The sequence below is a fragment of the Mycobacterium sp. UM_CSW genome (genome assembly GCF_000455205.1).
GTDB lineage: Bacteria > Actinomycetota > Actinomycetes > Mycobacteriales > Mycobacteriaceae > Mycobacterium.
Window position 1 is genome coordinate 1 of the sequence record NZ_AUWQ01000104.1, and the last position, 25,714, is coordinate 25,714.

The 25,714-nt window shown below is 65.3% G+C and carries 23 protein-coding genes and 3 pseudogenes; 6 read left to right on the forward strand and 20 right to left on the reverse strand.

Going from position 1 to position 25,714, the window contains the following annotated elements; translation table 11 throughout:
* Positions 1-540, forward strand: a pseudogene (locus N415_RS31065) (hypothetical protein); the annotation flags it as partial.
* Between the two features lie 49 nt (positions 541-589).
* On the opposite strand, the gene N415_RS26510 reads toward N415_RS31065, so the two are convergent.
* The 16 genes and pseudogenes from N415_RS26510 to N415_RS26580 all read right to left on the reverse strand — a co-directional run bounded on the left by N415_RS26510 (position 590) and on the right by N415_RS26580 (position 15,770).
* On the reverse strand, positions 590-1,132 hold the full coding sequence (locus N415_RS26510) for a carboxymuconolactone decarboxylase family protein (RefSeq protein ID WP_068188078.1): 543 nt from the start codon (positions 1,130-1,132) through the stop codon (positions 590-592).
* A gap of 12 nt (positions 1,133-1,144) precedes the next feature.
* Positions 1,145-1,678 carry a carboxymuconolactone decarboxylase family protein gene (locus N415_RS26515; protein WP_068188081.1) on the reverse strand — a complete coding sequence of 178 codons (534 nt, stop codon included), beginning with the start codon at positions 1,676-1,678 and terminating at the stop codon, positions 1,145-1,147.
* A gap of 13 nt (positions 1,679-1,691) precedes the next feature.
* The gene (locus tag N415_RS26520; RefSeq protein ID WP_068188084.1) at positions 1,692-2,573 is read right to left on the reverse strand and encodes a dioxygenase; all 882 of its coding nucleotides are present in this window, start codon (positions 2,571-2,573) and stop codon (positions 1,692-1,694) included.
* 40 nt (positions 2,574-2,613) lie between these two features.
* The gene (locus tag N415_RS26525; RefSeq protein ID WP_204366841.1) at positions 2,614-3,576 is read right to left on the reverse strand and encodes a zinc-binding alcohol dehydrogenase family protein; all 963 of its coding nucleotides are present in this window, start codon (positions 3,574-3,576) and stop codon (positions 2,614-2,616) included.
* Positions 3,577-3,722: 146 nt separating this feature from the next.
* Positions 3,723-4,388, reverse strand: coding sequence for a hydrolase (locus N415_RS26530; protein WP_204366842.1), 666 nt, complete (start codon positions 4,386-4,388; stop codon positions 3,723-3,725).
* A 62-nt stretch (positions 4,389-4,450) separates the two neighbouring features.
* On the reverse strand, positions 4,451-6,277 hold the full coding sequence (locus N415_RS26535) for an amidohydrolase (protein ID WP_204366843.1): 1,827 nt from the start codon (positions 6,275-6,277) through the stop codon (positions 4,451-4,453).
* A gap of 406 nt (positions 6,278-6,683) precedes the next feature.
* Complete coding sequence (locus tag N415_RS26540; protein WP_068188088.1) at positions 6,684-7,697, reverse strand: LLM class flavin-dependent oxidoreductase; 1,014 nt, start codon at positions 7,695-7,697, stop codon at positions 6,684-6,686.
* Positions 7,698-7,699: 2 nt separating this feature from the next.
* A complete protein-coding gene (locus N415_RS26545) occupies positions 7,700-8,686 on the reverse strand; it encodes an alpha/beta hydrolase (RefSeq protein ID WP_068188090.1) in 987 nt (328 codons plus the stop codon).
* Between the two features lie 24 nt (positions 8,687-8,710).
* On the reverse strand, positions 8,711-10,303 hold the full coding sequence (locus N415_RS26550) for a UbiD family decarboxylase (protein WP_068188092.1): 1,593 nt from the start codon (positions 10,301-10,303) through the stop codon (positions 8,711-8,713).
* A 59-nt stretch (positions 10,304-10,362) separates the two neighbouring features.
* Positions 10,363-11,007, reverse strand: a complete 645-nt coding sequence (locus N415_RS26555; RefSeq protein ID WP_068188094.1) for a UbiX family flavin prenyltransferase — start codon at positions 11,005-11,007, stop codon at positions 10,363-10,365.
* A 980-nt stretch (positions 11,008-11,987) separates the two neighbouring features.
* Positions 11,988-12,473, reverse strand: coding sequence for a cupin domain-containing protein (locus tag N415_RS26560; protein WP_239645710.1), 486 nt, complete (start codon positions 12,471-12,473; stop codon positions 11,988-11,990).
* A gap of 43 nt (positions 12,474-12,516) precedes the next feature.
* Positions 12,517-13,221 carry a nitroreductase family protein gene (locus N415_RS26565; protein ID WP_068188096.1) on the reverse strand — a complete coding sequence of 235 codons (705 nt, stop codon included), beginning with the start codon at positions 13,219-13,221 and terminating at the stop codon, positions 12,517-12,519.
* A gap of 17 nt (positions 13,222-13,238) precedes the next feature.
* Positions 13,239-13,889, reverse strand: coding sequence for an HD domain-containing protein (locus N415_RS26570; protein ID WP_068188161.1), 651 nt, complete (start codon positions 13,887-13,889; stop codon positions 13,239-13,241).
* 118 nt (positions 13,890-14,007) lie between these two features.
* Positions 14,008-14,706 carry an alpha/beta hydrolase gene (locus tag N415_RS26575; RefSeq protein WP_239645711.1) on the reverse strand — a complete coding sequence of 233 codons (699 nt, stop codon included), beginning with the start codon at positions 14,704-14,706 and terminating at the stop codon, positions 14,008-14,010.
* 160 nt (positions 14,707-14,866) lie between these two features.
* A pseudogene (locus tag N415_RS31715) lies at positions 14,867-15,031 on the reverse strand (FAD-dependent oxidoreductase); the annotation flags it as partial.
* An 88-nt stretch (positions 15,032-15,119) separates the two neighbouring features.
* The gene (locus N415_RS26580; protein WP_068188097.1) at positions 15,120-15,770 is read right to left on the reverse strand and encodes an HD domain-containing protein; all 651 of its coding nucleotides are present in this window, start codon (positions 15,768-15,770) and stop codon (positions 15,120-15,122) included.
* Between the two features lie 196 nt (positions 15,771-15,966).
* Between N415_RS26580 and N415_RS31720 the strand changes: the two genes are divergently transcribed.
* Together N415_RS31720 and N415_RS26590 are read left to right on the forward strand one after the other, a co-directional pair.
* Positions 15,967-16,215, forward strand: a complete 249-nt coding sequence (locus N415_RS31720; protein ID WP_152531593.1) for a hypothetical protein — start codon at positions 15,967-15,969, stop codon at positions 16,213-16,215.
* A gap of 308 nt (positions 16,216-16,523) precedes the next feature.
* Positions 16,524-18,152 carry a PE family protein gene (locus N415_RS26590; protein ID WP_161630357.1) on the forward strand — a complete coding sequence of 543 codons (1,629 nt, stop codon included), beginning with the start codon at positions 16,524-16,526 and terminating at the stop codon, positions 18,150-18,152.
* 399 nt (positions 18,153-18,551) lie between these two features.
* Here N415_RS26590 and N415_RS26600 read toward each other — a convergent pair.
* A pseudogene (locus tag N415_RS26600) lies at positions 18,552-19,046 on the reverse strand (LuxR C-terminal-related transcriptional regulator); the annotation flags it as partial.
* Positions 19,047-19,066: 20 nt separating this feature from the next.
* On the opposite strand from N415_RS26600, the gene N415_RS26605 reads away from it, so the two are divergent.
* The 3 genes from N415_RS26605 to N415_RS26615 all read left to right on the forward strand — a co-directional run bounded on the left by N415_RS26605 (position 19,067) and on the right by N415_RS26615 (position 21,847).
* Positions 19,067-19,609, forward strand: coding sequence for a carboxymuconolactone decarboxylase family protein (locus N415_RS26605; protein ID WP_068188113.1), 543 nt, complete (start codon positions 19,067-19,069; stop codon positions 19,607-19,609).
* 222 nt (positions 19,610-19,831) lie between these two features.
* Entirely contained in the window at positions 19,832-20,806 is a 975-nt protein-coding gene (locus tag N415_RS26610) for a GlxA family transcriptional regulator (protein ID WP_081665539.1), read from the forward strand.
* Positions 20,807-20,830: 24 nt separating this feature from the next.
* The gene (locus tag N415_RS26615; RefSeq protein ID WP_068188168.1) at positions 20,831-21,847 is read left to right on the forward strand and encodes a TIGR03617 family F420-dependent LLM class oxidoreductase; all 1,017 of its coding nucleotides are present in this window, start codon (positions 20,831-20,833) and stop codon (positions 21,845-21,847) included.
* A gap of 19 nt (positions 21,848-21,866) precedes the next feature.
* On the opposite strand, the gene N415_RS26620 is transcribed toward N415_RS26615, so the two are convergent.
* The 3 genes from N415_RS26620 to N415_RS26630 all read right to left on the reverse strand — a co-directional run bounded on the left by N415_RS26620 (position 21,867) and on the right by N415_RS26630 (position 25,669).
* On the reverse strand, positions 21,867-23,198 hold the full coding sequence (locus N415_RS26620; protein ID WP_068188115.1) for an FAD-dependent oxidoreductase: 1,332 nt from the start codon (positions 23,196-23,198) through the stop codon (positions 21,867-21,869).
* Positions 23,199-23,205: 7 nt separating this feature from the next.
* Positions 23,206-24,903 carry a thiamine pyrophosphate-dependent enzyme gene (locus N415_RS26625; RefSeq protein ID WP_068188119.1) on the reverse strand — a complete coding sequence of 566 codons (1,698 nt, stop codon included), beginning with the start codon at positions 24,901-24,903 and terminating at the stop codon, positions 23,206-23,208.
* A gap of 76 nt (positions 24,904-24,979) precedes the next feature.
* Positions 24,980-25,669: a helix-turn-helix domain-containing protein gene (locus N415_RS26630; protein ID WP_152531595.1), complete on the reverse strand. Its 690-nt coding sequence runs from the start codon at positions 25,667-25,669 to the stop codon at positions 24,980-24,982.
* Between the last annotated feature and the right edge of the window lie 45 nt (positions 25,670-25,714).

Below are 25,714 nucleotides of genomic sequence, written 5' to 3' on the forward strand. Positions count from 1 at the left end.
ACAACCCCCAACCTCCCCACCACCCTCCACGACCTCCTGAACTTCCAGCCGCCTCCGCTTGTGACGAGTCTCGAGGCGCTTTCCACGGGACTGATTTTCCCGGTGGTGACGTCGTCGGTGTGGTCGTCCGCGGCCATCGGCTGGGCTTTAACGCCCGCCGCGGCACCGGCGGCCGCCGCCGCTGCGCCGGGGATCCCGTTGGCGAACTTTGCGACGGGCGAGGCGTTGGGTCTCGGCCCCGCGCCGGCGTCGGCAAGCATGGGCGACTCGGCCCTGCTCGCCGACGCACTATCGGTGCCGCCCGGTTGGGCCACCGCGGCGCCGGGCAGCCTTGCCGCTGCCGCTGTGCCCCGCCCCAGCGTTGCCGGCGTTGTCCCGGTCTCCGACAGCGTCTTTGGCTCGATGCCGTTGTTCGGCGGGGCGGCGCTGATGACAGCGACTCGGCGGGGCGTGAAAAGTGCTGACTTCGAACACAATACGACGCGACGAGCACCCCAAGGCAGCGAAGGTGCACAGAGCAAACCAGCAAGCGAATCGTGAGCGGAAGACATGGACGCCGCGGAACTGGCGCCCGCCGACGCCGTCCCGACTACGCGTGGGGAATCGATATGCGGGCGTTCGTGTCCAGGTCGACGTCGAGGGCGTTGAGCATCAGCGCCAATCCGGACCACCGATTGATTAGCATCAGCACTTCAATGGTCGCCTGGGTGCCCAACGCGTGGTGCACCTCGTCGAACAGTGACGCCGCCACTTTCTTGGTGGTCACCAGCTCGGTCGTCAGGCGCAGCACCGAAAGCTCGCTGCCGTCAAACACATCGGCGCTCGTCTTCCACGCGGAACCCAGAGCCGCGATCTCCCGTGGACTGACACCCGCTTTGCTTGCCGCGGTCGTGTGCTGACCGATCTCGTAGGGCGATGTCATCAGGTAGGCCGTCCGCAGGATGACGAGCTCCCTCAGCCTCGGGCTGAGGGCGGGGCTGACCAAAGCGTTACGGCCGGCCACCATCCACCCGGTGAACATGTTTTTCGCGTTGGCAAGGGTCCGGTAGACGTTGAGGTTCCCCCTTTCGAGGGTGAGTCCGCGTGCTGCGGCCGTCATGTCCTCGGGCGCTACGTATTTGATTCGCGTCATGGGAGTTCCCGTTCACACCCGTAACTGGGCTGTCTCATCGATGTCGAGTTCGACGGCGTTGACCACCAGGGCCAGGCCGTAGTAGCAGCTGATTACCATGAGCACCTCGGTCAGTGCCTCGTCGCCCAGGGCGCTTTGGGCGCGAGCGAAGCTTTGTGGCCGCACTCGATGGGTGAGGCAGAGTTCGTTGACCACGTCGAGCACGGCGAGCTCGGTTGGGCTGAACCCGGCCACGCCGGCATCACCGTCGCCCACGAGAACATCGATCTGCCGGTCGTCGAGTCCGGCAGCGCGGCCAAGCCCCAAATGTTGGTTCAGCTCGTACGCCGACTGCTGCAGGTGCGCGACGCGAAGGATGATCAGTTCCCGCATTCGCGCGCCAAGCGTTGGGCTGCCCAGCATTTCATCGACCATCTGAGCCCACCCGATGAAGACCTCGGGCGCATTGGCGATCAACCGGAATACGTTCAGTTCACCGTGGCGGGTCATGAACTGACGAATCTCTTCCGGTTGATCGCCGACGCCGGCGAGAGGAACTCGCGACATTCGCTCGTCCCTTTCAGTTCTGCTCGGTGTTCGGCGCGAGCCGGAAGGTCCACTGCAGGGTCACGAAGGGCTCGTCGACGCTGGTTCCGTCGGGCGCCACACCGGGCTCGTGCCGGACAAAGTCCGCCTCCAGCGAGTCCTGGGCCGCGAACACCGCATCGCGGTCGATGTACGGGTCGTCTCGCAGGAACAGCTGGGTGATCAGTGGGTGGTATCCCTCGGCATGGAACTGGAAATGGACATGCTGCGGTCGCATGATGGATCGGTCTGCGGCGCGCAGGATTTCGCCGCACGGACCGTCGGTCGGTACTGGGTAGTAGCGTGGCTCGATCGAGCGGTACCAGAATCGGCCGTCCGCGTCGGTGGTGAGCAGGGCTCGCATCGCCAAGTGGTTGTTCAGCTTGTCGAGCTGCTGAACGTCGTAGTATCCGTTGCCGTCGCTGTGCCAGGTGTCCACGAGGACGCCCGCGATCGGGTCACCATGCTCGTTGACGACTCGGCCGTCGACGAACATCGGTGTGCCCGCGACGCCGCCGGAGATGTCGGCGCCGTTGTCCACCTTGGGCCGGCCCTCGACGTAGAACGGACCGAGCAGGGCCGAGTCGGTGGCCGAGGAGCCATTGTGGTGGCTCATGATGTCGACCAGCATGCTCAGACCGAGGATGTCTGATAGCAGCACATACTCCTGCCGAGTGGGACCGGAGATCTTTCCGACCCGCTCGAGGAAATCCATTGCGGAGTACCATTCGTCGCCGGTCAGGCGGGTTTCGCGCGCGAAATCGTGCATATGAGCGATCAGGTGGACGAACAGCTCCTTGAAACGGTCGTCCTTGGAGTTGTCGAAAGTCCGCTGAACGGCTTCGGTGATCGTTTCTTCGGTGTAGTTGATAGCCATTGTCCCTCCTTGGGTGTTCGGTGGCTGGGCCCCTGTCGGTTCAGGGGTGGATGACGATGCGACCGGCCGTATGGTCGGCGACGGCTTGATATGCCACGGCCCCCTTGTCGAGCGGATAGCTCGCGGTGATGGGCAGCGGCCGGAATTCCGACGATTCGAAATAGGAAGCGATGTGGGCCAGGCGACGCGCCGAGTCGACGACATCGAGTTTTCGGCTGTCCGCACCAAGAATCGAGGTCTCGTTGTGGTAGAGATCCCGCAGATTGATTTCCACCGTGCCGGAACCAACAGCGTTGATCACAACCAGCCTGCCTCGCCGTGCGAGACAAGCCAGGGCGGCGGCGGTGGTGACCCCACCGACGGCGTCGTAGACGACCTCTGCGCCCTTGCCTCCGGTGAGCCGTTTGATCTCGCCCGCGACGTCGACGGCCGGGTCGAGCTCAAGGAAGTGGTCGATGACCGCCGCCGCAGGAGTGTCGACTCCAGGCGGCCTGCGGTCCACTCCGATCACCGTTGCGTGGCGCGCGCGTCCGATTTGGGCAACCGCTCCTCCGACGCCGCCGGAAACGCCAAAGACAACAATGGTTTCGCCCTCGGATAGTTGCGCCGTCTCGACGGCGCCGTACCAGCCGACTACGAAGTTGACGCCGACGGTGGAGGCTTCGTCAAAAGTCAGTGACTCGGGTTTGGGGGCCAGTGCTTCAACCGGCACGGACATGAGTTCGGCGTGCGAGCCGTCACGAGTGAATCCGACGTCTCCGCCGGTGCCCCAGACCGCAACGCCTTGCCAGTGCTTCGGTCCGCTGACGACCACCCCGGCGTAGTCGCGTCCGGGTATGCGCGGCAGTACCGTGCCTTCCATCGTGCCGGCGACGTTCTTTACGTCGGACGGGTTCACCGATGCCGCCGACACGCGCACGACCGCTTCCTGCGCCGTCGCCACGGGGTCCGGCACATCGGCGAGCTGCAGGACGTCGGGGGCGCCGAACTGCTCGAAACGCAACGCACGCATTGCTACGACCTCCCTTGATTCATTCGCACCGGGGGCGGGTGGCGGACGAGAGCCCTTTGGCGCGCCGTGGGCTGCAAGGGATTTGCGTCCTTTGCAGCGCCACGGCGCATGAAATTGGCTCGAACGAGGCCACTCGGTTAGCTGGCGTGGACGCCGACGAAGTCGTTGGCGTAGTACAGGCCTTGGCCGTACACCCCGCCGCGCTGCCGCATGAGATCGCCCACTTGGTCGTACGTCTGGAGGCGGGCCCAGTCGCGTTGCAGCTCGAGCAGTACCTGGATCCAGGTGACGGGGTACGCGCCGGCTTGGATCATGCGTTCCATCGCATGCTGATGCGCGGCGGGCGTGAATCCGCCGGACGCATCGGCCACGACATAGACCTCGAAGCCTTGCTCAAGAGCGGACAGCGCCGGAAGGACCACACAGACCTCGGTCCACAGACCCGACAGGACGAGCTTGCGCCGGCCCGTGGCCTTAATCGCCTCCACGACCGCGCTGTCTTCCCAGGGGTTCATCGTGGTGCGGTCGAGGATCGGGTGATCGGGGAACTCCGCGTGCAGCTGCGGCATCAGATGTCCGGCGAAGGTATCGGCGGCGACGGTCGTCAAGATGACTGGGACATTGAAGATCTTGGCCGCCCTGCCCAAACCTACCGCCGCGTTGATGATCGACGTGCGGTCGTCACTGCCGGTCGCGAAGAACATCTGCGGCTGATGGTCGGCGAACACGAACACCGAATTGTCCGGTGTCAATAGTGCTTTGCCGGGCGTCGGGGTGGCCTGGCTGATGGTGGAGATGGACACTGTGGTTCCTTTCTTTTCTGTTGACGTTTCCGAACGCCAAAGTCCTGCGAGCAGTGGTGGTGTCAGTGTCGGTGCGTTTCGAAGGTGTCGGCCGCCGCGACGGCAAGCTGTTCGCCGCGCCGGGACCGCCAGGCAGCTTCCGCGCGGGAATCCAGGGCCGCGTCAACGAGCGCGGCGGCTTGCGCGGCGCCGCGCCGGCTGGGCGGCGGGGTGGCGTAGTAGCCGCCGAAGCGGGCAACGGGGCTCCACGCCGGTTCGATTGGTTGCAGCGACTGGTCGAGGCCTTCGAATTCGGCTGTGGCGTAAACCACTTCGCCGCCGACCATGGTGAGCACCGCTTCGATGTGGGGGATGTCTGACTCCTCGACGGCGAAATAGTCGTCGGTTAAGACGGCCAGGTCGGCGAGGTAGCCGGGCCGCAAGATTCCCTTGGTGTCGGCTTCACCGCTGAGCGTGGCGCCGGCGACGGTATACCGCTCGAGCGCCTCCTCGCGGGTGAGGCGATTCTCGACCGGATAGAGGATGGTGTTTCCCAAGGTGCGCCCACTGATCATCCAGTGCAACGCCACCCACGGGTTGTAAGAAGACACGCGCGTTGCGTCCGTGCCGGCGGCGACGGTCAAACCGGCGGACAGCATGGCCCGCAACGGTGGACTGCTCTGTGCCGCGGTGGTGCCGTACCGGGAAACGAACGCCTCTCCCTGGAAAGACATTCGGTTCTGTACCGAGACGGCGCCGCCGAGGGCGACGATACGCTCGATACTGCTCTGGCTGACCGTTTCGGCATGGTCGAAGAACCATCGGCCCGGCCCGGGAAAAAGGCCCTCGGCGGAGAGTTTTTCGAACACCGCGAGGTCGCGCTGGATCGTCTCGTCATAGGTTGCGTGCAACCGGAATCCCCAGCCGTGTTCGCACAGCAGGCGCACCGCTTTCTCAAACTCCTGTTCGTAGTCTTCGGCCAACTCCGGGCGTGGTTCGCTGAAGTTCTCGAAATCTCCTGCGGCCCAGGTGAGATTCTCGCCGGCACCGTTCAGTCGCAGGTACTCGTCACCATCACCGGGGGTCACCGTCTGGACCCACCGCTGGATGTCGGCCACCTCCTGGCCGCCGACTTGCGGGAACAGATGGTAGGCGATGCGCATGGTCAGCTGATTGCGCTCGGCGAGCGTGCGAACGGCGGCGTAGTTCTCGGGGAAGTTCTGGAAACCGCCGGCTGCGTCGATCGCCGATGTCAAACCGAAGCGGTTGAGCTCACGCAGGTAGTGCCGCGTGGAAAGCAACTGTTCGTCGGGATCGAGATTCGGCGCCTTCGCGAGGGTGAGGTAAAGAAGTGTCGCTGCCGGGGCTGCGAGCAGCATGCCCGTCGGCTCACCGTCGCGACCGCGAACGATCTTCCCGCCGTTGGGATCCGGAGTGCTCTTGGTGTAGCCCGACGCACGGACGGCCGCGCGGTTCATCAACGCGGACTGATACAGGTTAAGCACGAACACCGGCGTGTCGGGCGCCGCGTCGTTCAGTTCGTGCAGGGTGGGGAGCCGGCGCTCGACGAACTGTTCCTTGCAGAATCCGCCCACGACGCGCACCCAGTGCCCGGCGGGTGTGGCGGCGGCCTGGTCGCGCAGCATCTGCAGCGCGAGTGCTAGGGATGGAACGCCGTCCCAACGCAATTCGAGCACGTAGTTGAGCCCGCCGCGGATCACGTGCAGGTGCGAGTCGTTCAGTCCCGGGATGACCCGCCTCCCTTGCACATCGATGACGGACGTCGATTCGCCAACACAGGACAGAATCGTTGCGTCGTCCCCGACGTCTGTGACATGCCCATTTGTGATGGCAAGGGCCGACGCGTGCGGCAGGGCAGGATCCCCCGTGTAGATCTTGCCGTTGCGCAATACAACGTCGGCCGGCTGGCCGACCGGGCGTGGCGCCGGTTGAATGCCTTGTACGGGCATCGAACTCATGGCATTACCTCCAATTAGTGCGGCTCCGCGCCCACCTGGTGGGCCTTCGCGCAAGACAACTCTCGCTCATATGCGTGTGGCGGACCATCGCACGCTGGGTGATCTTTTATGGCGGTTCGGGGGATGCTTGAGGGGTGTGCTCCTCCCCCGAGGTGCCCCGCGGGCGCGCGGCAAATCCGCGAATACCATTGCTGCATAACGATTCCTGGCCGACGGATGCCGATTATTTCATTCAGACCGGATGGACGTCTGGCCGACCCGATTGCATAGGCGGGTGTCGACGGTGTCGCGGCCGCGCCCTCGCGTCGAACTGTCTGCCTGCGAAGGCTGTCGCGACCTACCGTCGGGCGGACGGACGCACGGCTGACATGAAAGCCTCCAATTCCCGTGCGATGTCGGGACCTGAAGGTTCGAAGATAATTTCGGTGGCGCCGGCTTCGGCCATCGCGGCAACGGCCTTGCGCACCGTTTCGGCGGGTCCCGTCAGCGTGGTCGCCGGAATCGACGCATAACCACCGGCATGCCACGCTGCCAGGTCCGCGTCGTTCATCTCCACCATATGGCCCTGGTGAACGGACAGATGCCGCACACGTTCTGGCACCTTCTCGATCACGTCGAGCCACGCGGTCCCGCCGGGCATCTCCCATACGGCCTCAGCACCTTTGACGGTGTACGTGTAATGCAGGCCCGCCGCCCATGGGGCGCCGACCGCCGCGCGGACTCGTTCGGCCGCCAGATCTTCCCCGTCGTCGAGTACGGTGCCCATCGTCGCCACCGCTGCCCGCGGGAACTCGCGCTGCCCGGGGACCACGTTGAACATGGACATGAGACCATCGGCACCCAGTCGCTTCGCGACCCCGGCACCCTTGGGTCCGATAGCCGCGATCAGCAACGGTATTCGCAACGGCAGGATGCCCGCGGCACCGGAGGTGAGCATCAGCTTCACGGGCGCTCCCTCCCACTCGACGACTTCCCCGGCCAACAGCGCCTGGTACGCCCGGACGTAGGCCTCCATGTAAGACCACCGGACCGGAGGTTGACCGATCGCCGCCCGGCTGGAGAACCCGGTGCCGAACGACGTCACGACCCGGCCGGGCGCCCACCGATGCAGGGATGCCGTCTGCGCAGCGTTCACCAGCGGGTGTCGCTGCGTCGGAATCAGCACTGCCGGCCCGAGTTCGATCGTCGTGGTGAGCTCGGCCGCTCGGTGTAAGTCCACCCAGACGTCATCGCCTTCGAACGGCGTGTCGTACAGGTAGGCCGCGCGGTACCCGAGCCCTTCCGCCGTGGCAATGTGCTGCGCCGCCTCGTACGAGGGCGGCAACGCCATGCTCACATCGATGTCGGTCATCGCTACGCCTTTCTGATCGCGTTCGGTTGTACTGCGGCCTCGGTGCGGTGGAAGGCCTGACGCAACACGGCGACGGCCTGTCGTATCGCCGCTGTCGAGGCGGCCGTTCCTCGCAACGCGTTCAGCATCATGAAATCGTGGATGGTCGCGTTGTAGCGGACACTTGTGCAGCGCACTCCCGCGGCGCTCAGCTTGCGGGCGTAGGCTTCGCCTTCGTCACGCAGCGCGTCGCATTCGGCCACCACGACGAATGCCTCCGGCAGCCCCACTAGTTCTTTGACGGCGGCCCGCAATGGCGACGCGAGCACCTCATTTCGGCGGTCCCGATCAGGAAGGTAGGCGTCCCAGAACCACGCCATGGCCTTCGCGGTCAGATGCGGGCCGTCGCTGAATTCGCAATAGCTGGCTGTGTTTTGCGCCGCATCGGTCACCGGGTAGAACAGCAACTGGCGGACGAAGGTGACGTCGCCGCGGCGGTGGGCCAGGATGGCCAGAGCCGCAGCGAGATTACCGCCAGCAGAGTCCCCGGCGACCGCCATTCGGGTGGCATCGAGGTTCGCGCTCGCGCCGTGACGGCAGACCCACCGCGCGGCGGCATAGGCTTGCTCGATGGTTTCGGGGTAACGCACCTCCGGCGCGCGGTCGTAATCGACGAACACGACCGCCGCGTCGGCGCCGACCGACAACTCCCGCACCAGGCGATCGTGAGTCGCGGCGCTGCCCAGCACCCACCCCCCGCCGTGCAAGTAGAGCACGACGGGCAAGAGGCCCACGGCGCCAAGCGGTTTGACGATACGAAGGGGAACCTCGGTGCCGCGGACCACGACGGGCGTCCACGAGCTGTCGACATCTGGCTTGTCAACCGGCGCCGACTGGACCTCCTCCAGGCCGGCGCGCGCCGCATCGGGAGTGAGCTCGTACACCTGGGGCGAGCGGGCGGCAGCCGCGGCGAACTCGGCCGCAGCCCTTTCAAGGGCATACTCGGTCACGGGGATGGCTCTCTCGGGTGACGATCAGACCTCGGATAGCCGCTTACTCAGCTCTTCCATGGTGAGCAGGTTCCGCTGGTCATCGTTGAGGTAGGGGATCCCTATCCCGTACTCGGCCCACCGGTCGGCAACGCGGGACTCCAGTTGCGGATGGATCTTGTCGATCGGCGGGAAGTGCCGACCGCCCCACTCGGGCCGAGGTTCGAATTCCCAGCTGCGGGTGGCGTCGATCAGCACCCGGTGCCATTCCCCCGCACCGTATTTGGCCGCATCGTTCTTGGCTGGTGCGGTGGACGGGTCCAGCGGCGAGCCCATCGATGGCCCATAGACGTGGATGTCGCCGACCCCGGCGTTCACCCGATACGACATTGCCCAGTCCAGCGCGACCGGGTCGTGGATGTCGACGTCTTCCTCCACGACCATCACGTTCTTGTGAAACCAGACCGCTCCACCGGTACCCCACAAGGCGGCGGCAATCTGCTGCGCATGACCTCGGTAGTTCTTGTGGATCTGAACGTTCGTGTTTTGGCCGTTGCTGACCTCCGTCATCCATAAATCGGTGATGCCGCCGATTCCGAGGTCGTCGAGCGTGTTCCAGGTGATGGCCGAGCGCGCGAAATTGGTGATGCTGTCTTCGTTGTAGAAGCCGGGGCGGATTCCCTCGAGGGTGCCACGCAACACCGGGTCGTTGCGATGGGTGATCCGCGTGACCTTGAGAACGGGGTTCGGTGCGGCGCCCCCGATGAAGCCGGGGTATTCGGCAAACGGGCCTTCCATTTCGAAAGTGGCGGGGTCGGGGTCGATGAAGCCTTCCACGACGATCTCAGCGCTCGCGGGTACAAGCAACGGCACCGTTTCGCAGGGCACCAAATCGACGGGGCGGCCCAGCAGCGCGCCCATCATGTCCCATTCGCACACGGCTTTCGGGAACGGGCTGCCCGCGCAAAATCCGAGCACGTCGTGCCATCCGTAGACGACGGCGACCGGCATGGGCTCGGGTTTGTACTCAGACATGTGGCCGCCCCAACCCTGGCTGGGCACCAGTAATTTCGCTATTTTGTCGCGGCCGACGATCATGCCGCGGTAGCAGCCGATGTTTTCGCGTCCGGTGTACTTGTCCTGGGTGACCACACCGCAGAACGTGTCGATGTAGCGTCCGCCGTCCTCGCCATGCCACTTGGGCGCCGGAAATTGGAACAGGTCGATGTCGTCGCCTTCGAGGATGTTCTCCTTGACCGGCCCGGTCTCGACCACGCGGGGCAGGATCGGCTTCTTGAACGCCTCCCGCAGGTGACGCACGATGGCCGAGTCGCCGGTCCCTTCGGGTAGCCCCAGCATTAGCTGGACCTGGCGCCGATTGCCGATTGCGGATGTCAAAAGCTTGGTGCCTCGGGTGTTTTCATGCCCGATGATATTTTCGAAGAGTAGCGCCGGACCGCCGAGGGCGAGGTTCGCGCGGGTGATCGCGCCGATCTCCTCGTTCCAGTCCACGGGGACGGTGACTCGTGCCAATTGGCCGGCGGCCTCCAGCGTCGCAATCCAACTGCGCTGGTCGGGCCCCGGGTCCTGGCCGTTCTGTGCCGCCGAGGTGTCCGTCAGTTCCGTTCCCGTGCTCATGTCGTGCTCCTCATTGGGGTAAATCTTTTTGTCTTACGGTTCTCGACGGTTGGCCGCGTTCACGGCCGGGTCGAAATCGATTCCAGTTCTGCGAGTAGCTCGTTGGCGTCCTTAAGTTGTTTGCCGCCGTTCGTTTCGACTGGCCGCTGATCGTCTTTCCAGCGGCTGATTAGACTGTGGTCGATCCCGAGCTGATCGACGACCCGGCCCACCACGTAGTCGGTGACCTCCGTGACCGATGTTGGCCGCGAGTAATAGGCCACCGTCGGGGGGAAGATCACGACCCCAAGGGTTGCCAGATAGTGCATGTTGTCCAGATGAATGGGGCTCAAGGGCGCCTCCCGCGCAACCAGCACCAGTCGGCGGCGTTCCTTGAGCGTCACATCGGCAGCCCGAGTGATCAGATTGTCGCTATATCCGACCCGGATAGCGCTCAACGTCTTCATGCTGCAAGGGCACACGACCATCCCATCTGTGCGGAACGAGCCACTCGAGATGGCTGCCGCCAGATCGCGGGCGCTGTAGACGTGTGAGGCCAGCGCCCGCACTGCATCGACGCTGACGTCGGTTTCCAGCTTGATCGTGGCCCGGGCCCAGTCACTGAGGATGAGATGGGTCTCGACGCCCAGTTGCCCGAGAACCTCCAGCAGACGAACGCCGAGAGCGGCGCCCGTCGCGCCCGTAATCGCGACCACTAAACGCATGCGTCCTCCTCGGAGCCGGAAAGCGCTGAATTAGGTTCTCGGTGAAACGCGTCTTGGCTCCACTAACTGTCACACGCTCGTCTGTGCCCTGCCATCACCCGCCGGGGGATGTTTACGCGGACCGAGAGGGATGAACTAAGCACCGACAACTCTGCGCAGCGACCCAGCGACTACTTTTTCGCAGGAGCAGCTAGCTAGTAGCTGTCGGGACCTGTGAGAAAGCGCCACCCGGCGGCAAACGGCGTTGGCAAATCCCTACCAACCTCAACGTCGCCCGTGATACAACCGCCAGCAGCACCCGACACACCAACAGCTCAAGACTCGACGGAACGGACAAATCATGCATGCCGCAAGGAACTTCGCCGCAACCGTTCTCTTTCCGCCGGCCTAGCCAGCTCCTTCTTCAAGCCCTTCAGCGGCCACTTCGACGGCTCCCACACGCGGTGAATGGCCACTACGTCAAAACAGAAACCAACTCGGTGGGCCACTCTGTTGAAGACGACAGGTACATGACCCCGTGCGGCGACGGGTGTGCCAAAGTAAACATGGTGGGCGGAAACGGAGGTAATCAGACCTCGTCACAGGCCCGGTTCATCAACGGCCAATGGGCAATGGACGTAACGAATCTCGCTGATCTTCGTATCGAGGCCACCGCGATCCGACCGTCGTCGCGAGCGCTCACTATTCGTGGAATCCGAACACGCTCGCGGGCACGGGTCAAGTCACCTACAACACTACGGAACGTTGCGGACAATCGGGCATGCAAAACCAACTACACCGACAGCATCCAACTGAAGCCGGCGACCTGACACCTAGCTCTTTGCTGCATCTCGGCAGCAGCAGCCCAGCTACGTAATCACCCTCCCCGGGCTGGACGACCGTGACCACGGTTTCACCCGCACCGGCCATGCGACCCACCTCCCGGACCTGTTTATACCGGTTTTCGACTTACGCGGGCACGCCGCCTGTTTCCCGCCCCGTCACCCCGAGAACACGGGCACGGTGATGCCGACCGCAGCGTTTTCGTCCGGCGTCGCCAGCCGGTAGCCGTACCGCCCCGCAACCTCGACGAAGCGCGCCACCTCTCGGGCGGTCGGTGGCGGCGAGCTCACCGGCCGGCCTACCTCGCGAAAAAATCTGCCCATGCGCGCCGTCGTGATGATCAGGTCGACTGCGGGTTCCTGCGAGACGTTGCGGTGCGCGTGCGGGACGTCGCCCGGCACCCGGACGTAATCTCCGGCGTGGGCATCGCGCCATTGAAGGCCGCCAGCTCCCTCGGCAAGCACCTGGTGGCTGCCCGCCAGGATGTAGAAATCCTCGAAGTCGTTGTGGCTGTGCAGTGGGACCACCACCCCGGGTGGGATGACCGCGCGCATGACGCAGAACTGCTCTTCCTCGGGCGGAGTCATGAACTCCACGACGGGTCCGAAGACTTCGACCGCTTCCGCAATGTTGGTTGTTGTCACGCTGTCCTCACGGTCCAGGCGACGGAACGGTTCGGCCGCCGCACTATCCGACCGCGGCCAATCCGGCTGTCGGCGCCTCTTGAGGCGACCACAGCGGCTCCGGCACCTCGACACCGAACGGCGCATCCCAGTGGTTGCGGGACGAAACCTCGTGCACGGGGCGGCGATTGGCGGCCACGCCCCACTTGCCCAGGGGATAGCCGAGGGTCAGCATGGCCGACATCTTCCAGCCCTCCTCGACGGGCACGCCCAGCATCTCGTTCACCTTGTCGCGGAAATTGTTGAGCACCATCGTCATGACGCCGCCGACGCCCTCGGCCCGGGCGGCGAGCAGGGCGCTCCAGATCGCGGGGTAGATGTTGGCGCCGCCAAGATCGTCGATCGCGAACACGAAGAGCAACAGGGGAACCTCGTCGAAGTGGTCGGCCAGGTAGTTGCCGGAGCCCTTGATCCGGCGCATCGTCTCGGCGTGAGCGGCGAGGTCCGCGCCGGGCCCCGGCACCACCATCGGTCCCTGCCCCGTGCTGAACTTCTCGTATTCGAGGGCGCGGGCCTGCCGGAACAGTTCGCCGAACTCGTGGATGAGTTGTGGATCGTCGACGGCGACAAAGTGCCAGCGTTGGGTGTTGCCGCCGTTGGGTGCCCGCACGGCCGCATCGAGAATGCGGGCCTGCACGTCCAGCGGGACCGGGTCCGGCCGCAACCGCCGCATCATCCTGGTGGTGTACAGCGCCTCGTGGATTTCCATTTGTCCGCTCCCTTCCATTATTCGGGCCAATTGCTGTTGAGAACGAAGTCGACCATGTTCCCCGGCTTGAACGTGGGGTCGAAGTGCGCCAGCACGTCGGCGTTCATCGTCCCGAAAGTCGTGTCGGGGCGATGCTTCATGCCGTCGTTGAAGGCCGCCAGGATGCGGTTCTTGAAGTCCGGACGGGGATGGGCGGCGGTCACCGCGTCGACCGCTTCCGGGTCCAGGGCCTCGAGCCCCGCGCCGACCACGTCGGTCTTGACACCGGCTGCCAGCAAAGCGGTTACGGGGTCGAGGCGCGCGGGAACCTCGGGCGTCGAGTGCAGGGCGATGCCGAGCCAAACCTTGTCGGCGTCGGCCTGTCCGACGCCGTGCTCGAGCAGGAACTCACACGCCGCGTCGGCGCCGTCCATCTCGAAGCGCTGGGTCGACGTGCCGTAGCGCCCGGTGAGGCCCAGGTCGTGGAACATCGCGCCCACGTACAGCAGCTCCGGGTCGGGCGAAAGGCCGAGCCGGAGCCCGTGCAGCGCGCCGAACAGGAACACCCGCCGTGAATGGTGGAAGAGGACGTCGTCTTCGACGCTTCGGATGAAGTCGGTGGCGTCCCGGGCGACGGCGGTGTCGGGGATGACGATGCCGGCTATGGTCTCGATGGACTGGATTACCATGACCGCTTCTCCTTTGTGGACTAGGTCCATCTTCCGGCGCCGAGCGGCCATTCACCGGTGCCGTTCGTGCCCTCTTTCCCACAGAATCCGACGTCGGCGGCGGTATTCAGGCGGCCGGTCAAGCGGCGAGGATTGCCGTGGCGACCTCGTCGGGGTGGGTCAGCAATCCATTGTGCGTCCCGGGTACCACGACGGGCCGGACCCCGATCCGGGCGGCGGATTCGGCCGCCGGCCGCGGCATCGCCACATCGTCGGCGCCGGTGATGTAGGCCATCGGAATGCCGAGATCGGCCGCGCCGATGTCGAGGGCGCCAAGGAAGTAGCCGCCGGGCTGGAGCGTCAACAGATCGGCCACCAACCGCTGTAGGTCGGGCGAGACGCCTTGCATCAACTCCCGCTCGAGGTATGCCCTGGTCGCCCGGACGGCGCCCACCGGCGATTCCCTGATCGACCGCAGCGCCGACAGGCGCTGGTCGGGCGGGTTCTCGTCGATCAGTGACCGGCCGCGAAGCGGCACATGCCCGTTGTAGTAGACGAGTTTGTCGACACGCCCGGCCAGCACCCGCGCGGCGCCGGTGGCGGGAAAGCCGCCCCAACTGTGTGCGACCAAGACGACGTTGCCCGCTGTCAGCCGTCGAACCTCCTGGGCAATGTGTTCGATCGCGTCTCGTAATTGGTACCCGGAAGGGTCGTCGCCGTCGTTCATTCCGGGCAGCGTCAGGGTGATAGCCCGGTGGCCCGCCGCGCGAAGCCGCTCGGCGACCGGTCGCCAGGACCACGCTCCATGCCAGGCGCCGGGGACCAGCACATACGTCACCGAGGCAATGCAATTCGTGGTTTCGCGGCCATGCGAAACATGGTCGACGGGCGGTACAACTCCCTGCGAGGCCCGACCATGTTCATCATCCGCAGGAACCTCTGGACCATGGCTGGTCCAGAATCCCGGTCAGCCGGGCCGCCGAGATGTGCGGCAGACCTCCCTGCGGCACTCCGTGACGGGTGAGCGGTCCGTCCGCGAGAAGATCGCGTTTGACCACGGTCACGGTGTCGTAGAAATCGGCGAGCACCCGCGCCAGCAAACCGGTGATGCTGGCCCCGAGAACTATTGCACTGCCTCTAGATTCGGACGAGTGCGTCGACAAGCTGCCTCCTTGATTTCACCGACGGAACATTGCTGGCGTGGCGATGCGCCCGCGTAGGCGGGCGCATCGGAATCGGAAGAATTGGCGCCTATTCGGGCCAGGTGTTGCCCAGAATGATGTCGACGAAGTTGTCGCGGGCGAACGTCGGGTCGAAGCGCTCGAGCACATCGGCGTTGACTGTGCCGAACGTGCTGTGCGGGCGGTGCTTCATGCCGTCGTTGAAGGCGGCCAGGATGCGGTTCTTGAAGTCCGGCCGGGGATGGGCGGCGGTGACGGCGGCGAGCGCGTCGGGCGACAGGTCGTCGCGGCCGATGCCCAGGACGTCGGTTTCGACACCCGCTGTGACCAAGGCGATTTCGGGCTCGAGGAACTCGGGGATGCCGGGCGTGGTGTGCAGGGCGATGCCCAGCCACACCTTGTGGGCATCGGCCTCGTCGACGCCGTGCTGCAGCAGGAAATCGCGCGCCGCGTTGGCGCTGTCCACCTCGAAGCGCAGGGTGGACGTGCGGTAGCGCTCGGTCAGGCCGATGTCGTGAAACATCGCGCCGGCGTAGAGCAGTTCCAGGTCCGGTTGCAGCCCCCGGCGGCGGCCCTGCAGCGCGCCGAACAGGAAGACCCGGCGGGAATGGTCGAAGAGCAGATCGTCTTCGGCGTCGCGAATGTACTCGGTGACCTCGCGCACTAGCGGGGTGTCGGGTACGACGATGTCGGCGATGGTTTCCATCGGCTGAGTAAACATGATCGCGTCTCCTTTTGTCTTGGGCTCATTCTGAGGCGATGCGCGAGTGCGCAACCGCGTCATATCAGCCATCTATCCCACAGAATCCGACATGGACGGCAGAGTTTTTTGAGCAGGCAACACCATTCGACGCTTCAAGACGTCGTTGGAGGCCCCCATGGCGCACCGCTTGAAGTCAGGGCGCGGATGGGCGGTCGTGAACGCGGCGAGCGTCTGGGGAAAGGTCGTCGCTGTCGATGCGCAGGACATCGTCTCGAAACGCGCTGTCGCAAAGGCGATTCGGCTCGACGAATTCGAGGATCCTCGTCGTGGTGCGCAGCGCGATGCTCAGCCACGGTTTGTCGGCGTCGGCTTTGTCGACGCTTTGTCGCACCGGGAACTGACGGGCTGCGTTCGAGTTGTCCACCTCGGAAGCGCAGCGTCGACGGGCGGTTGCGCTCGATGAACCTCGGTTGCGCTTTCTTTGGTTTGGCCGGCGGCCGAACCATCGTGCTCGGGCCCGGGAGCCTCGTTGGCGCTCAGCCGGATCGGTAACGAACCTGTGAAAACACTAGTTGTATTTGGACGCGCGGCGATGCCCGGTTAGGCTCAGGCCCGCCTTGGTTACCGCCGGGTAAATTCCGGGCGATTAACCAGCAGCAAAGGGAGGCAACCGATTTCGCGTACGCCCTGCGCGAAATCTCTATTGTGCTGCATGTCAAATAGATTGGGTCACCCGGTTACCCCGCGGTGGCCCCAGGAAAGAGGATGCAGATGTCATTTGTGATCGCGACGCCGGATCTGGTCGAGAGCGCGACCGCGAATCTAGCGGGCATTGGTTCGTCGCTAGCCGAGGCCGCCAGCGGCGCGGCTGGTCCCACCACGGGGATCGCGGTGGCGGCTCAGGATGAGGTTTCGATTGCCATCGCTTCGATATTCGGCAACTTCGGTCAGCAATTCCAGACCTTAAACGCGCGGGCGCAGGCATTCCACGAGCGGTTCCTCGGGCTGCTGGATGCCGGAGCGGGTGCCTACGCGAGCGCGGAAGTCGAGAACGTCAGCCAGGTCCTGCTGGGCGAGGGACTCGACACCGTGCTCGGATCCGTCGATTCCTATGTGGGTGGGGCGGTGTCTGCGCTGCAGAACAGCAGCGTAGGCGCACTCCTCGGTGGCGAGATTCAGGCTGGCGCGCAAGCGATGTCGAACGCGACCGCAAGCGCACCCATCGCTTTAGGGACGCTGCAGCCGGGTGGAGCATCCGCTTTCGTCGACGATCTTGGCTCGTTCGGTGCCACCGTGGCCGCGCCATACCGGGCGCTGGTGTCGAACACTGCCACGAACCTGCTAGCCATCAGGACGACCCTCTTGGCCGACCCCTTCCCGTTCGTGCACCAGCTGGCCACCAACCAGGTCGGCTACGCGCAAACCATCGCCTCCTCGCTCGCGACCGGCATACAAAATCTACCCACCGGGCTGGCCGCCCTGCCGGCGAGCGTTCAGGCCGGCATTCAAGGTCTTACGTTCCCCGACCCGGGCGCCGCCATCCAGCAGCTCGTCAACAACCAGATCACCTACGCGCAGACGATCGGCACGGGACTCCAGGCAACCGTGCGCGACCTCGGTATCGGATTGGCCGGATTGCCGGCGACCTTCCAGACCGCGGGTCAGGCGCTTGCAGCCGGCGATGTCCAAGGGGTCTGGAACGCCTTCGCGCAAGGCGCGGAAAACGTCTTACTTCCCGGGTTCCAACCGTTGAGTTTTGACTTCAGTGAAGTGGGATCGCCCACGGCGACGCCGCTGCCCGTCGTTCCACTCGGCCCCCTCGGGGACTTGGCACCCATCCTCGCCATCCCCGGCCAGATGGCCCAAAACTTCACCAACCTGCTGCCAGTGGGGTCTATCCCCGCCCAGATCTCCCAGCACATCACCAACCTGGTAGAGACGGTCACGGATTTCGGGGCGACGTTCAACCCCGGCAACCTCGCGATCAACTTCGGCTTGCCGTTGCAGGTCGTTTTCGACGGGGTGGGCGCGCCCGTCAACGCGGTGATCGCCCTAAACTCCAGCGCGGTCGCGTTTGCCACAGCCGTACAGACTGGCGATCCGCTCGGTGCGGCGGCGGCTTTGATCGATGCGCCCGCCGTTGTTACGAACGGCTTCCTAAACGGTCAGACTTTGATCAGCCTGCCGCCCTTGACGGGGACCATCACAGTCGACGGGGCCCCGGTGACGACAATTAGTCCGACGGCTGAACTTCCGCTGGGCGGGCTGCTAACGCCGCTTAGTCCGGTGGTCCTGGCCGGTGGCCTAGGTTCGGTGCCGGGGACCCCGATCGGTGGCTTAATTCCGGGCCTGCTGCTCCTCAGGTCCGAGCTGGCCGCGGCGATTGGAGCTCACGCCTGAGTCGTGGAGATCGCTTTGCATCCACACATCATGGTCGCTGTCGGCGACCGCGGTGGGCACGACCGACAGTTGTGTTTCGCGGTGGACTACATCGACGGCTCGGACCTCACGGACTGCTGGGCACGCACTATGTGGCTGGATGCCCAACGACGAGGCAATCACTGTGATGACCGCGTGGCCGACGCGTTGGACTCCGCACACCACCTCAAACTGCTGCACGGCGGCGTCAACGCGCCTACATCATCATCAGCTGACCCCGGAACGTCGGTATGGCGCGAATCATTCTGAGCCACCGCGGATTACGCACACCATTCGCCGCCGTGAGCGGTCTGACAGCGACCGACATGGCGTTCGGCACCGTCGACTACGGCGGTCCACCGGGTATTTCCTTGCCCGCATTCAAGGCGATCGTTCGGATAGCAAGGCTTCGTCGAGTTCGCTGCGGGAGCTGATGCCGAGCTTGGTGAAGACCTTGTGAAGGTGGTACTGGACCGTTCGGCCACTAATGAACAGTCGCGCACCAATTTCCTGATTTGACAGTCCATCACGAGCTAACCGGGCAATCTGGCCTTCCTGCGCCGTGAGCTGTGGACCGCCGATGGCCTCGGCGCGCACATGAATGCTGTCGCCGGAGGCCGCAAGCTCTCGGCGGGCGCGGTCGGCGAATCCGTCCATTCCGAATGTGTCGAACATGTCGTGGGCGCTTCGCAGCTGCGTTCGGGCTTCGGTCGTGCGCTGCGCCCGCCGCAGCCATTCGCCGTAGAGCAGGTGGGCCCGTGCCAGTTCTGTACGCATGCGGGTCCGGCCCAGCCGCTCGATCGCCTCGCGGTACAACCACTCGGCCTCGGAGTTCTCGCTTAGTAGTGCTCTTGAACGTGCTTCGACCCCCAGTGCGGGTATGAACAGGAACTCTCATGACGCGCATTGCCTACGTTACGCCTACGCAAATGAGCGAGTCGGCCCGCGAACTTACCCTCGAGCGGGGCAATCTCAACGTCTACCGTGCCCTGGCCAACGCTAAAAACATGTTCACCGGATGGATGGTGGCGGGCCGCAGCGCTCTGGTCAGTTCCGTGGTCAGTCCGAGACTGCGGGAGCTTGTCATCCTGCGAACCGCGTACTTGATGGAATCGCTGTACGAGATCGGACAGCACACGACCGCGGCCAGCAGAGCTGACGTCAGTCCGCGCGAGATCGCCGGCCTGGGCTCCGCATGGCAAACAAGCACCGATGTGTTTGGCGGAGTGGAACTTTCGGTGCTGCGTCTGACAACCGAATTGGTGACCACCAAGGGCGTGACGGGCGCGCTGTTCGACGAGGTGCACAACGCCTTGGGAAGCCAGGCGACCGTAGAAGTGCTGATGCTGATAAACCGGTGGTCCGGGTTGGCGCTCATGCTCAATGCGCTCGACGTAGACCTGGACACGAACGCCCGAATATCGATTCCCCGCGCCTGATATTTCGAGAACTTCGTCAATTGGGCATGGGGCGGCAGGGTCCGGGGAGCTCGCCCGACGGCGCCTCGTTGCCTTCTCCCGAACCCGTGGGGTGAGCTTGTCGGCTGGCGGCGCTCGGTCAGACTGATATCCGCCGGGTTGTTGGCGACCAGTATGGTGCACCGAGCTGCATCCACCCATGGCGATTGAGCCGTCTTTACCCCAGATTGCGACAATGGGCCCGTGGCGGAAGCCGGTGCGCGGTCGCGGGTCGTGGTGATCGTCGTCTTCGACGACGTGACGATGCTGGACGTCGCGGGGGCGGGTGAGGTCTTCGCCGAGGCCAACCGATTCGGCGCCGACTATGAGCTGAAGATCGCGTCGGTGGACGGCCGCGACGTCACCACCTCGATCGGCACCCGGTTGGGCGTGACGGACGCGCTTTCGTCGATCGAGTCGGCCGACATCATCATGGTCGCCGGGAGCGACGACCTGCCGCGGCGGGCGATCGATCCCGCGCTTGTCGACGCGGTCAAGTCGGCCGCGGGGCGCACGCGGCGCCTGGCGTCGATCTGCACGGGTTCGTTCATCCTGGCGCAGGCCGGCCTGCTCGACGGCCGGCGCGCCACCACGCATTGGCATGACGCCCGGCTGTTCGCCCGGGCCTTTCCCGACATCGCCGTTGAACCGGACGCGCTGTTCGTCCGCGACGGCGACGTCTTCACCTCGGCCGGGGTGTCGTCGGGCATCGACCTTGCGCTGGCGCTCGTCGAAATGGATCACGGCACCGAGCTGGTCCGCGACGTAGCCCGGTGGCTGGTCGTCTACCTCAAGCGCGCGGGCGGTCAATCGCAATTCTCGACGCTGGTCGAGGCCGAGCCCCCGCCGCAGTCCCCGCTGCGCAAGGTCACCGAGGCGATCGCGGCCGACCCGGCGGCCAACCACAGCGTGAAAACGCTTGCCGCGCAAGCGTCTCTGAGCACGCGGCAGCTGACCCGGCTATTCCAGTCCGAACTCGGCACGACGCCGGCCCGCTATGTCGAGATGGTGCGCATCGACGCCGCCCGCGCCGCGCTCGACGCCGGCCGCAGCGTCGCCGACACGGCCCGCATCGCCGGGTTCGGCAGCGCCGAAACCCTCCGGCGCGTGTTCGTCGACCACCTCGGCGTCTCGCCGAAGGCGTACCGGGACAGATTTCGCACCGCGTCCCGCGGCTGAATGGCGAGGGCATACTGTTCCGCCATGCACATTGATCTGATGGCGGTGCCGCAACCGTTGGACCGGGTCGGTGAGCTGGCACGCCGCACCCAGGCCGCGGGGTTCTCCGGCCTGCTGTTGACCGAGACCGGGCGCACGCCCTACCTCAACGCCGCCGTCGTCTCGCAGGCCGCGCCCGGCCTGGAGCTGTCGACCGGGGTCGCGGTCGCATTCCCGCGGAGTCCCTTCATCACGGCCGCCACCGCGTGGGAGCTTCAGGAGGCGACCGGCGGGAAGTTCCGGCTCGGTCTCGGTACGCAGGTTCGCACGCACGTCGTGCGGCGATACGGCATGGCCTTCGAGCACCCCGGCCCGCGGCTGCGCGACTACGTGCTCGCGGTGAAGGCGTGCTTCACCGCCTTCCGGACGGGCAAGCTCGACCACCATGGCGAATTCTACGATCTCGACTTCATCAGCCCGCAGTGGAGCGCCGGACCCATCGACGCGCCGGATCCGAAAGTCGATGTGGCGGCGGTCAATCCGTGGATGCTGCGGATGGCGGGCGAGGTGGCCGACGGCGTGCACGTCCACCCGCTCGGCGAGCCGGGGTACCTCGCCCGTCACGTCGTGCCCAACATCGCGGACGGGGCGGCGAAGGCGGGGCGCTCGGCGTCGGACATCGCGATGATCGTGCCGGTGATGACGATCGTCGGCGACACCGACGAGGAGCGCGACAGTGAACGGGAGTCGGTGCGCGCCAGCATGTCCTTCTACGGCAGCACACCGAATTACGCGTTCATCTGGGACGAGGCCGGGTTCGAGGGGACGACGGCGCGCATTCGCGAGAGGCAGAAGGCGGGGGACTTCGCCGGCATGGCGGCCCAGATCAGCGACGAGCACATCGCCGCCTTCGCCACCGAGTCGACGTGGGACGGCCTGGCCGATGCGCTGACCGCGAAGTATGGCGGGATCGCGACGCGCCTCGTGTTCTATAACGCCCAGGGCAACCATGAGCGCTTCGAACGCTACGGCGAGGTGGCTCGGCGTATCCAGGGGCGGTAAGGGTGGGCACCGCGCCCGACTAGCGGCGATTTCCGACATTGGATCCCTTGTCCTCGCTGACGCTGGGAAGTGGAATGGCGGTGAAAACGCCGTCGGGGTCGTAGTGCTTCTTGGCGGCGACGAGTCGGATGGCGTTCTCGCCGTACGCATTTGCGATCAGCCCGTGGTCGTCGGGCCCTAGCAGGTTGGCGTAGCCGCCCGGAAGCGCGTGCGGACCAAGTGCGGCCGAGGCCGCGTCGGCCCAGGCGCTAGATCGGGCGCCGTCCTCGCCCTCCCAACCGGCGACGATCTCGACGACGAAATGTGGGCGTCGGTTCGCGAACGCGGTCTGGTCCGGGGCGACCAGGGTCGACGCGCCGTGACAGTGGTGAATGGAGATGCCGCTAGGGGTGGTCAGTGTCCGGCCGATCTCGAGGAGAGTATCGATGACCTGTGGCGTGTAACCCGCGATCGTGCGGGTGCGAATCGCCCAACAGTGTCCACGGACGTCCCACGCGGCGAACAGACTCGGCCATTCGCGGTACGTCATGGGCGCGACTTGGGCGCTCAGCGGCTTTCCAAGCTTAGTGAGCGCATCGACGGCGGTTTGGCCGGAAAGAAGATCGCCGCTCCAGGCCGGGGCTAGAAAAACCGCCGGAGTGCCGTCCGGGCCGGACATCACTCCGCTTTGCACGGTCAACTCGTCCGGCGCCGTCGACAACAGCGCATCCAGACCACGCCACACCGTCGCACCCTGCGACAACGGAAACAGGATCATTCCGCCGATCAACCTGTCGAGCGGATGCAATTGGACGCGCATTGAAGTGACGACGCCGAAGTTGCCGCCACCACCGCGCAATGCCCAGAAAAGCTCCGGCTCGTGAGTCGCGTCGGCCGACACGATCCGGCCGTCCGCCAGGACAACCTCGGCGCCGAGCAGGTTGTCCGATGCAAGGCCGAACCGCCCGTTGAGCGGTCCGTAGCCCCCGCCGAGTGTCAAGCCGGTGATGCCAACGCCACCGCAGTTGCCAGTAACGGCCACCAGCCCGTACGGCGCGACCGCGTCGATCAAGTCGGCCGCGGTGACACCCCCACCCACCGTTGCGACCCGGGACCTGGTATCGACTGTGACACTTCGCATCCCGGACATGTCGATCACCAGACCGCCGTGGCACACAGCGCGACCCGCCCAGTCGTGGCCGCCTCCGAGCACCGAGAGCCGCATCCCGCGGTCGCGCGCCACACGGACGGTTTGTTGTACGTCGCCCGCTGACTCGGCTCGCACGATCAATGCCGGACGATGTTGCACCGCCCCGTTCCAGATCAACGGCGCACCGTTGGCGGCCGCGCCTATCGCATCGGTCGTACTCATTTTGCTCCTACGGTTGGACGATGACGTCGAGCAAGAAGGTCCGTCCCGACGCGACGGCTTCGAGCGCACGCTCCACTGCCCCGGCCAGCTCGTCGGGTTTCTGCACGCGTTCACCCGTGCCTCCGTAGGCTTCGGCCTGCTTCACGTAGTCGGGCGTCGGCCCAATTACGTTGCCGACGAAGTTCTCTTCGCGGACCGCATCGCTGTCGGGGTAGTACTTGAGGAGATTCCGGGTTTGGGATGCGTATTGCCGGTTGTTGCACAGCACGATGAACAGCGGGACGCCGTATTCCTGTGCGAATCCGAGGGCAGCCGGAACGGGATTGTAGTGCCAGGCTCCGTCGCCGACGATGGAGACGACCGGCTGCCCCGGGCGCGCCAGTTTGACGCCGAGCGCGGTGCCCAGCCCGGTGCCCAGTGCCCCTGCCCACCCGCGATACTGCTGGAAAGGCTTGCGGGCGTAGAGGAACTGAATCATCTGCGGCACTTGGGATGTGATCTCGTCGACACAGATCGCGTTCTCGGGGAGTGCGTCGTGCAACGCACCGAATAAGCTGGCTGCCGGCACGAAATCAGTTGCCTGCGAAGCCAACTGGCGGGCTTCTTCGATACCGTTGGCGCGGACGGTTTGCGTATAGCCGGCCCACCGCTCGGTAGCCTGGGATCGCGCAGCCGACCGCGTTCGCAAATTGGACGCGAGGGCACCCAGGTTGAGCGAGAGGTCTCCCGCAACCGCCTCGGTGGTGGGATACCCCCAGTAGGCGGCTCGCGGGCGCAGCGGGTCTTGCTCGAGGTGGATGACGGCGCATCCTGGGCGTAGCACCGTATTTGGCGGGTGCCAGGGTCCGTTGCAGCCGGCCATGAGTACGGCGTCGGCTTCGCCGAGCACCGCTTCCACCGGCCCCGCCCCGTAGAGCGGATGTGACCGCGGGAAGTTGTGATAGGCCGGATTCCAGAATTCGAAGACGGGCGCCGACAGCGCCTCGGCAATGCCTACGAGGGCGTTGCGGTCAGCGTCGGTGCGCCCGCCGTGTTCGGTGATGATGATGGGATTGGTGGCGCCCAGAAGAGTTTCGGCCACCCGGTCGATATGTTCTGGTGTCGCGACGATCGGTGCAGGGGAAACCCACGCGGGGACATCAGCGTGACCGTCGGCCATCAACAACTGAAACGGAACCTCCAGCAATGTTGGTCCCGTTGGGACGGACTCGGCGATGAAGCAGGCGCGCCAGAGTTCATGAACCAGGTCGGAACGCGTGCGTGCGCGCTTCGCCCACTTGACGACGGCTTCGCCGTGGCGCGCCGGGCCAGCATGATCGGTCAGCAGCGAGGGCCATTCGGCACCGGGATCGCCGTCAGGGTCATCACCGTAGCTGAGCGTGTCAGGTGACAGCACCGTCATGGGTGTGCGCTCCTGCAGCGCGGTGCCCAGGGCCATCGACGCGTTTTGAACTCCCAGCGATGTCGGCAGGAAGACGATCTGGCTTCGGCCGCTGGCCTTGTAGTAGCCCGATGCCAGGCTCACGGCCAGCAACTCATGACGACAACGGAAGTAGCGCGGCGTCATGTCAGCGGCCCGCCGGGCGAGCGCTTCCCACACCGGCGCCATCACGGCGATGGGAGAGGCGAAAATGCAGTCCACGCCCTGCGATTCCAACTGCGCCAGCAATACTTCGGCGCCCGTCTTGGGTGCATCCCCCGTCACGCTTGTGACGTTATGAAGCGACGGGGACCACGGCCAGCGTGTGCCCACTCAGTGGGTTTTTCCGCCGGTTACCCTTTCACAGTGCGTGAAGCAGGCTGACGATCCGGGTTCCGGTGGCCCTGGTAGCAGCCAGTAGTCCGAGCGGAGGGCGCCGTTGGGCGACGACCGTCGACACGGCAGCCGCCGCATCGCCGCCGAGAGGAATCGCTATGGCAACACAGCTGAGATTCGCCTGTACGCCGCCAGCATCCACTATTGGTGCGGTGCGGCCTATTTCGGCGTAGGCGCGAGCGGCCGCCGTGCCCGACGGCACCTTGGCTCCGAGCTCCGCCGTGAATACCCCTGGGACGCGGGCGTCCACCGCGTCCAGGAACACCGGTTCACCGCCGATTAGGGCAGACAACTGAACCGCGGCCCCCGTGGCGGTTGCGAGTTCGGCGATCGGTCGACGGGCGACCACCCGCAGTTGACGTTCGGGGCTCACCCGTGAACCCAACCCCAACAGGCTCGCGCCGAGTCGGTAGCGAGTGCCTTCACGCCTGACCGCCCCGACTGCGATCAACTGCTGCAGCAGTCGACGGACCGTCTCCCGAGGGATGCCGCTTGCGTTCGCCAAGTCGAGCAGCCGCACCGGTTCCAACGCGCCCACGTGTTCCAGCAGTTCGAATGCGCTCTCGATGACCCCGCGACCGTCGTGGCGAGACGAGCCGCCGGTCGCGCCCGCGCGCTTACCCACGGCCATACGATCCGGCTCGGACTGGACCACCACCAGCTCCTTTAGCCTGCCGTTGTCGCCATCGACATCACACCG

Bases quoted from the DNA above. Each gene is read 5' to 3' on its own strand.
- N415_RS26605 (WP_068188113.1), top strand. From the start codon at position 19,067: ATGACGCGCATTGCCTACGTTACGCCTACGCAAATGAGCGAGTCGGCC.
- N415_RS26555 (WP_068188094.1), bottom strand. From the start codon at position 11,007: ATGCGTTTAGTGGTCGCGATTACGGGCGCGACGGGCGCCGCTCTCGGC.
- N415_RS26590 (WP_161630357.1), top strand. From the start codon at position 16,524: ATGTCATTTGTGATCGCGACGCCGGATCTGGTCGAGAGCGCGACCGCG.
- N415_RS26565 (WP_068188096.1), bottom strand. From the start codon at position 13,221: ATGGAAATCCACGAGGCGCTGTACACCACCAGGATGATGCGGCGGTTG.
- N415_RS26615 (WP_068188168.1), top strand. From the start codon at position 20,831: ATGCACATTGATCTGATGGCGGTGCCGCAACCGTTGGACCGGGTCGGT.
- N415_RS26550 (WP_068188092.1), bottom strand. From the start codon at position 10,303: ATGAGCACGGGAACGGAACTGACGGACACCTCGGCGGCACAGAACGGC.
- N415_RS26515 (WP_068188081.1), bottom strand. From the start codon at position 1,678: ATGTCGCGAGTTCCTCTCGCCGGCGTCGGCGATCAACCGGAAGAGATT.
- N415_RS26520 (WP_068188084.1), bottom strand. From the start codon at position 2,573: ATGGCTATCAACTACACCGAAGAAACGATCACCGAAGCCGTTCAGCGG.
- N415_RS26540 (WP_068188088.1), bottom strand. From the start codon at position 7,697: ATGACCGACATCGATGTGAGCATGGCGTTGCCGCCCTCGTACGAGGCG.
- N415_RS26570 (WP_068188161.1), bottom strand. From the start codon at position 13,889: ATGGTAATCCAGTCCATCGAGACCATAGCCGGCATCGTCATCCCCGAC.
- N415_RS26510 (WP_068188078.1), bottom strand. From the start codon at position 1,132: ATGACGCGAATCAAATACGTAGCGCCCGAGGACATGACGGCCGCAGCA.
- N415_RS26620 (WP_068188115.1), bottom strand. From the start codon at position 23,198: ATGAGTACGACCGATGCGATAGGCGCGGCCGCCAACGGTGCGCCGTTG.
- N415_RS26580 (WP_068188097.1), bottom strand. From the start codon at position 15,770: ATGTTTACTCAGCCGATGGAAACCATCGCCGACATCGTCGTACCCGAC.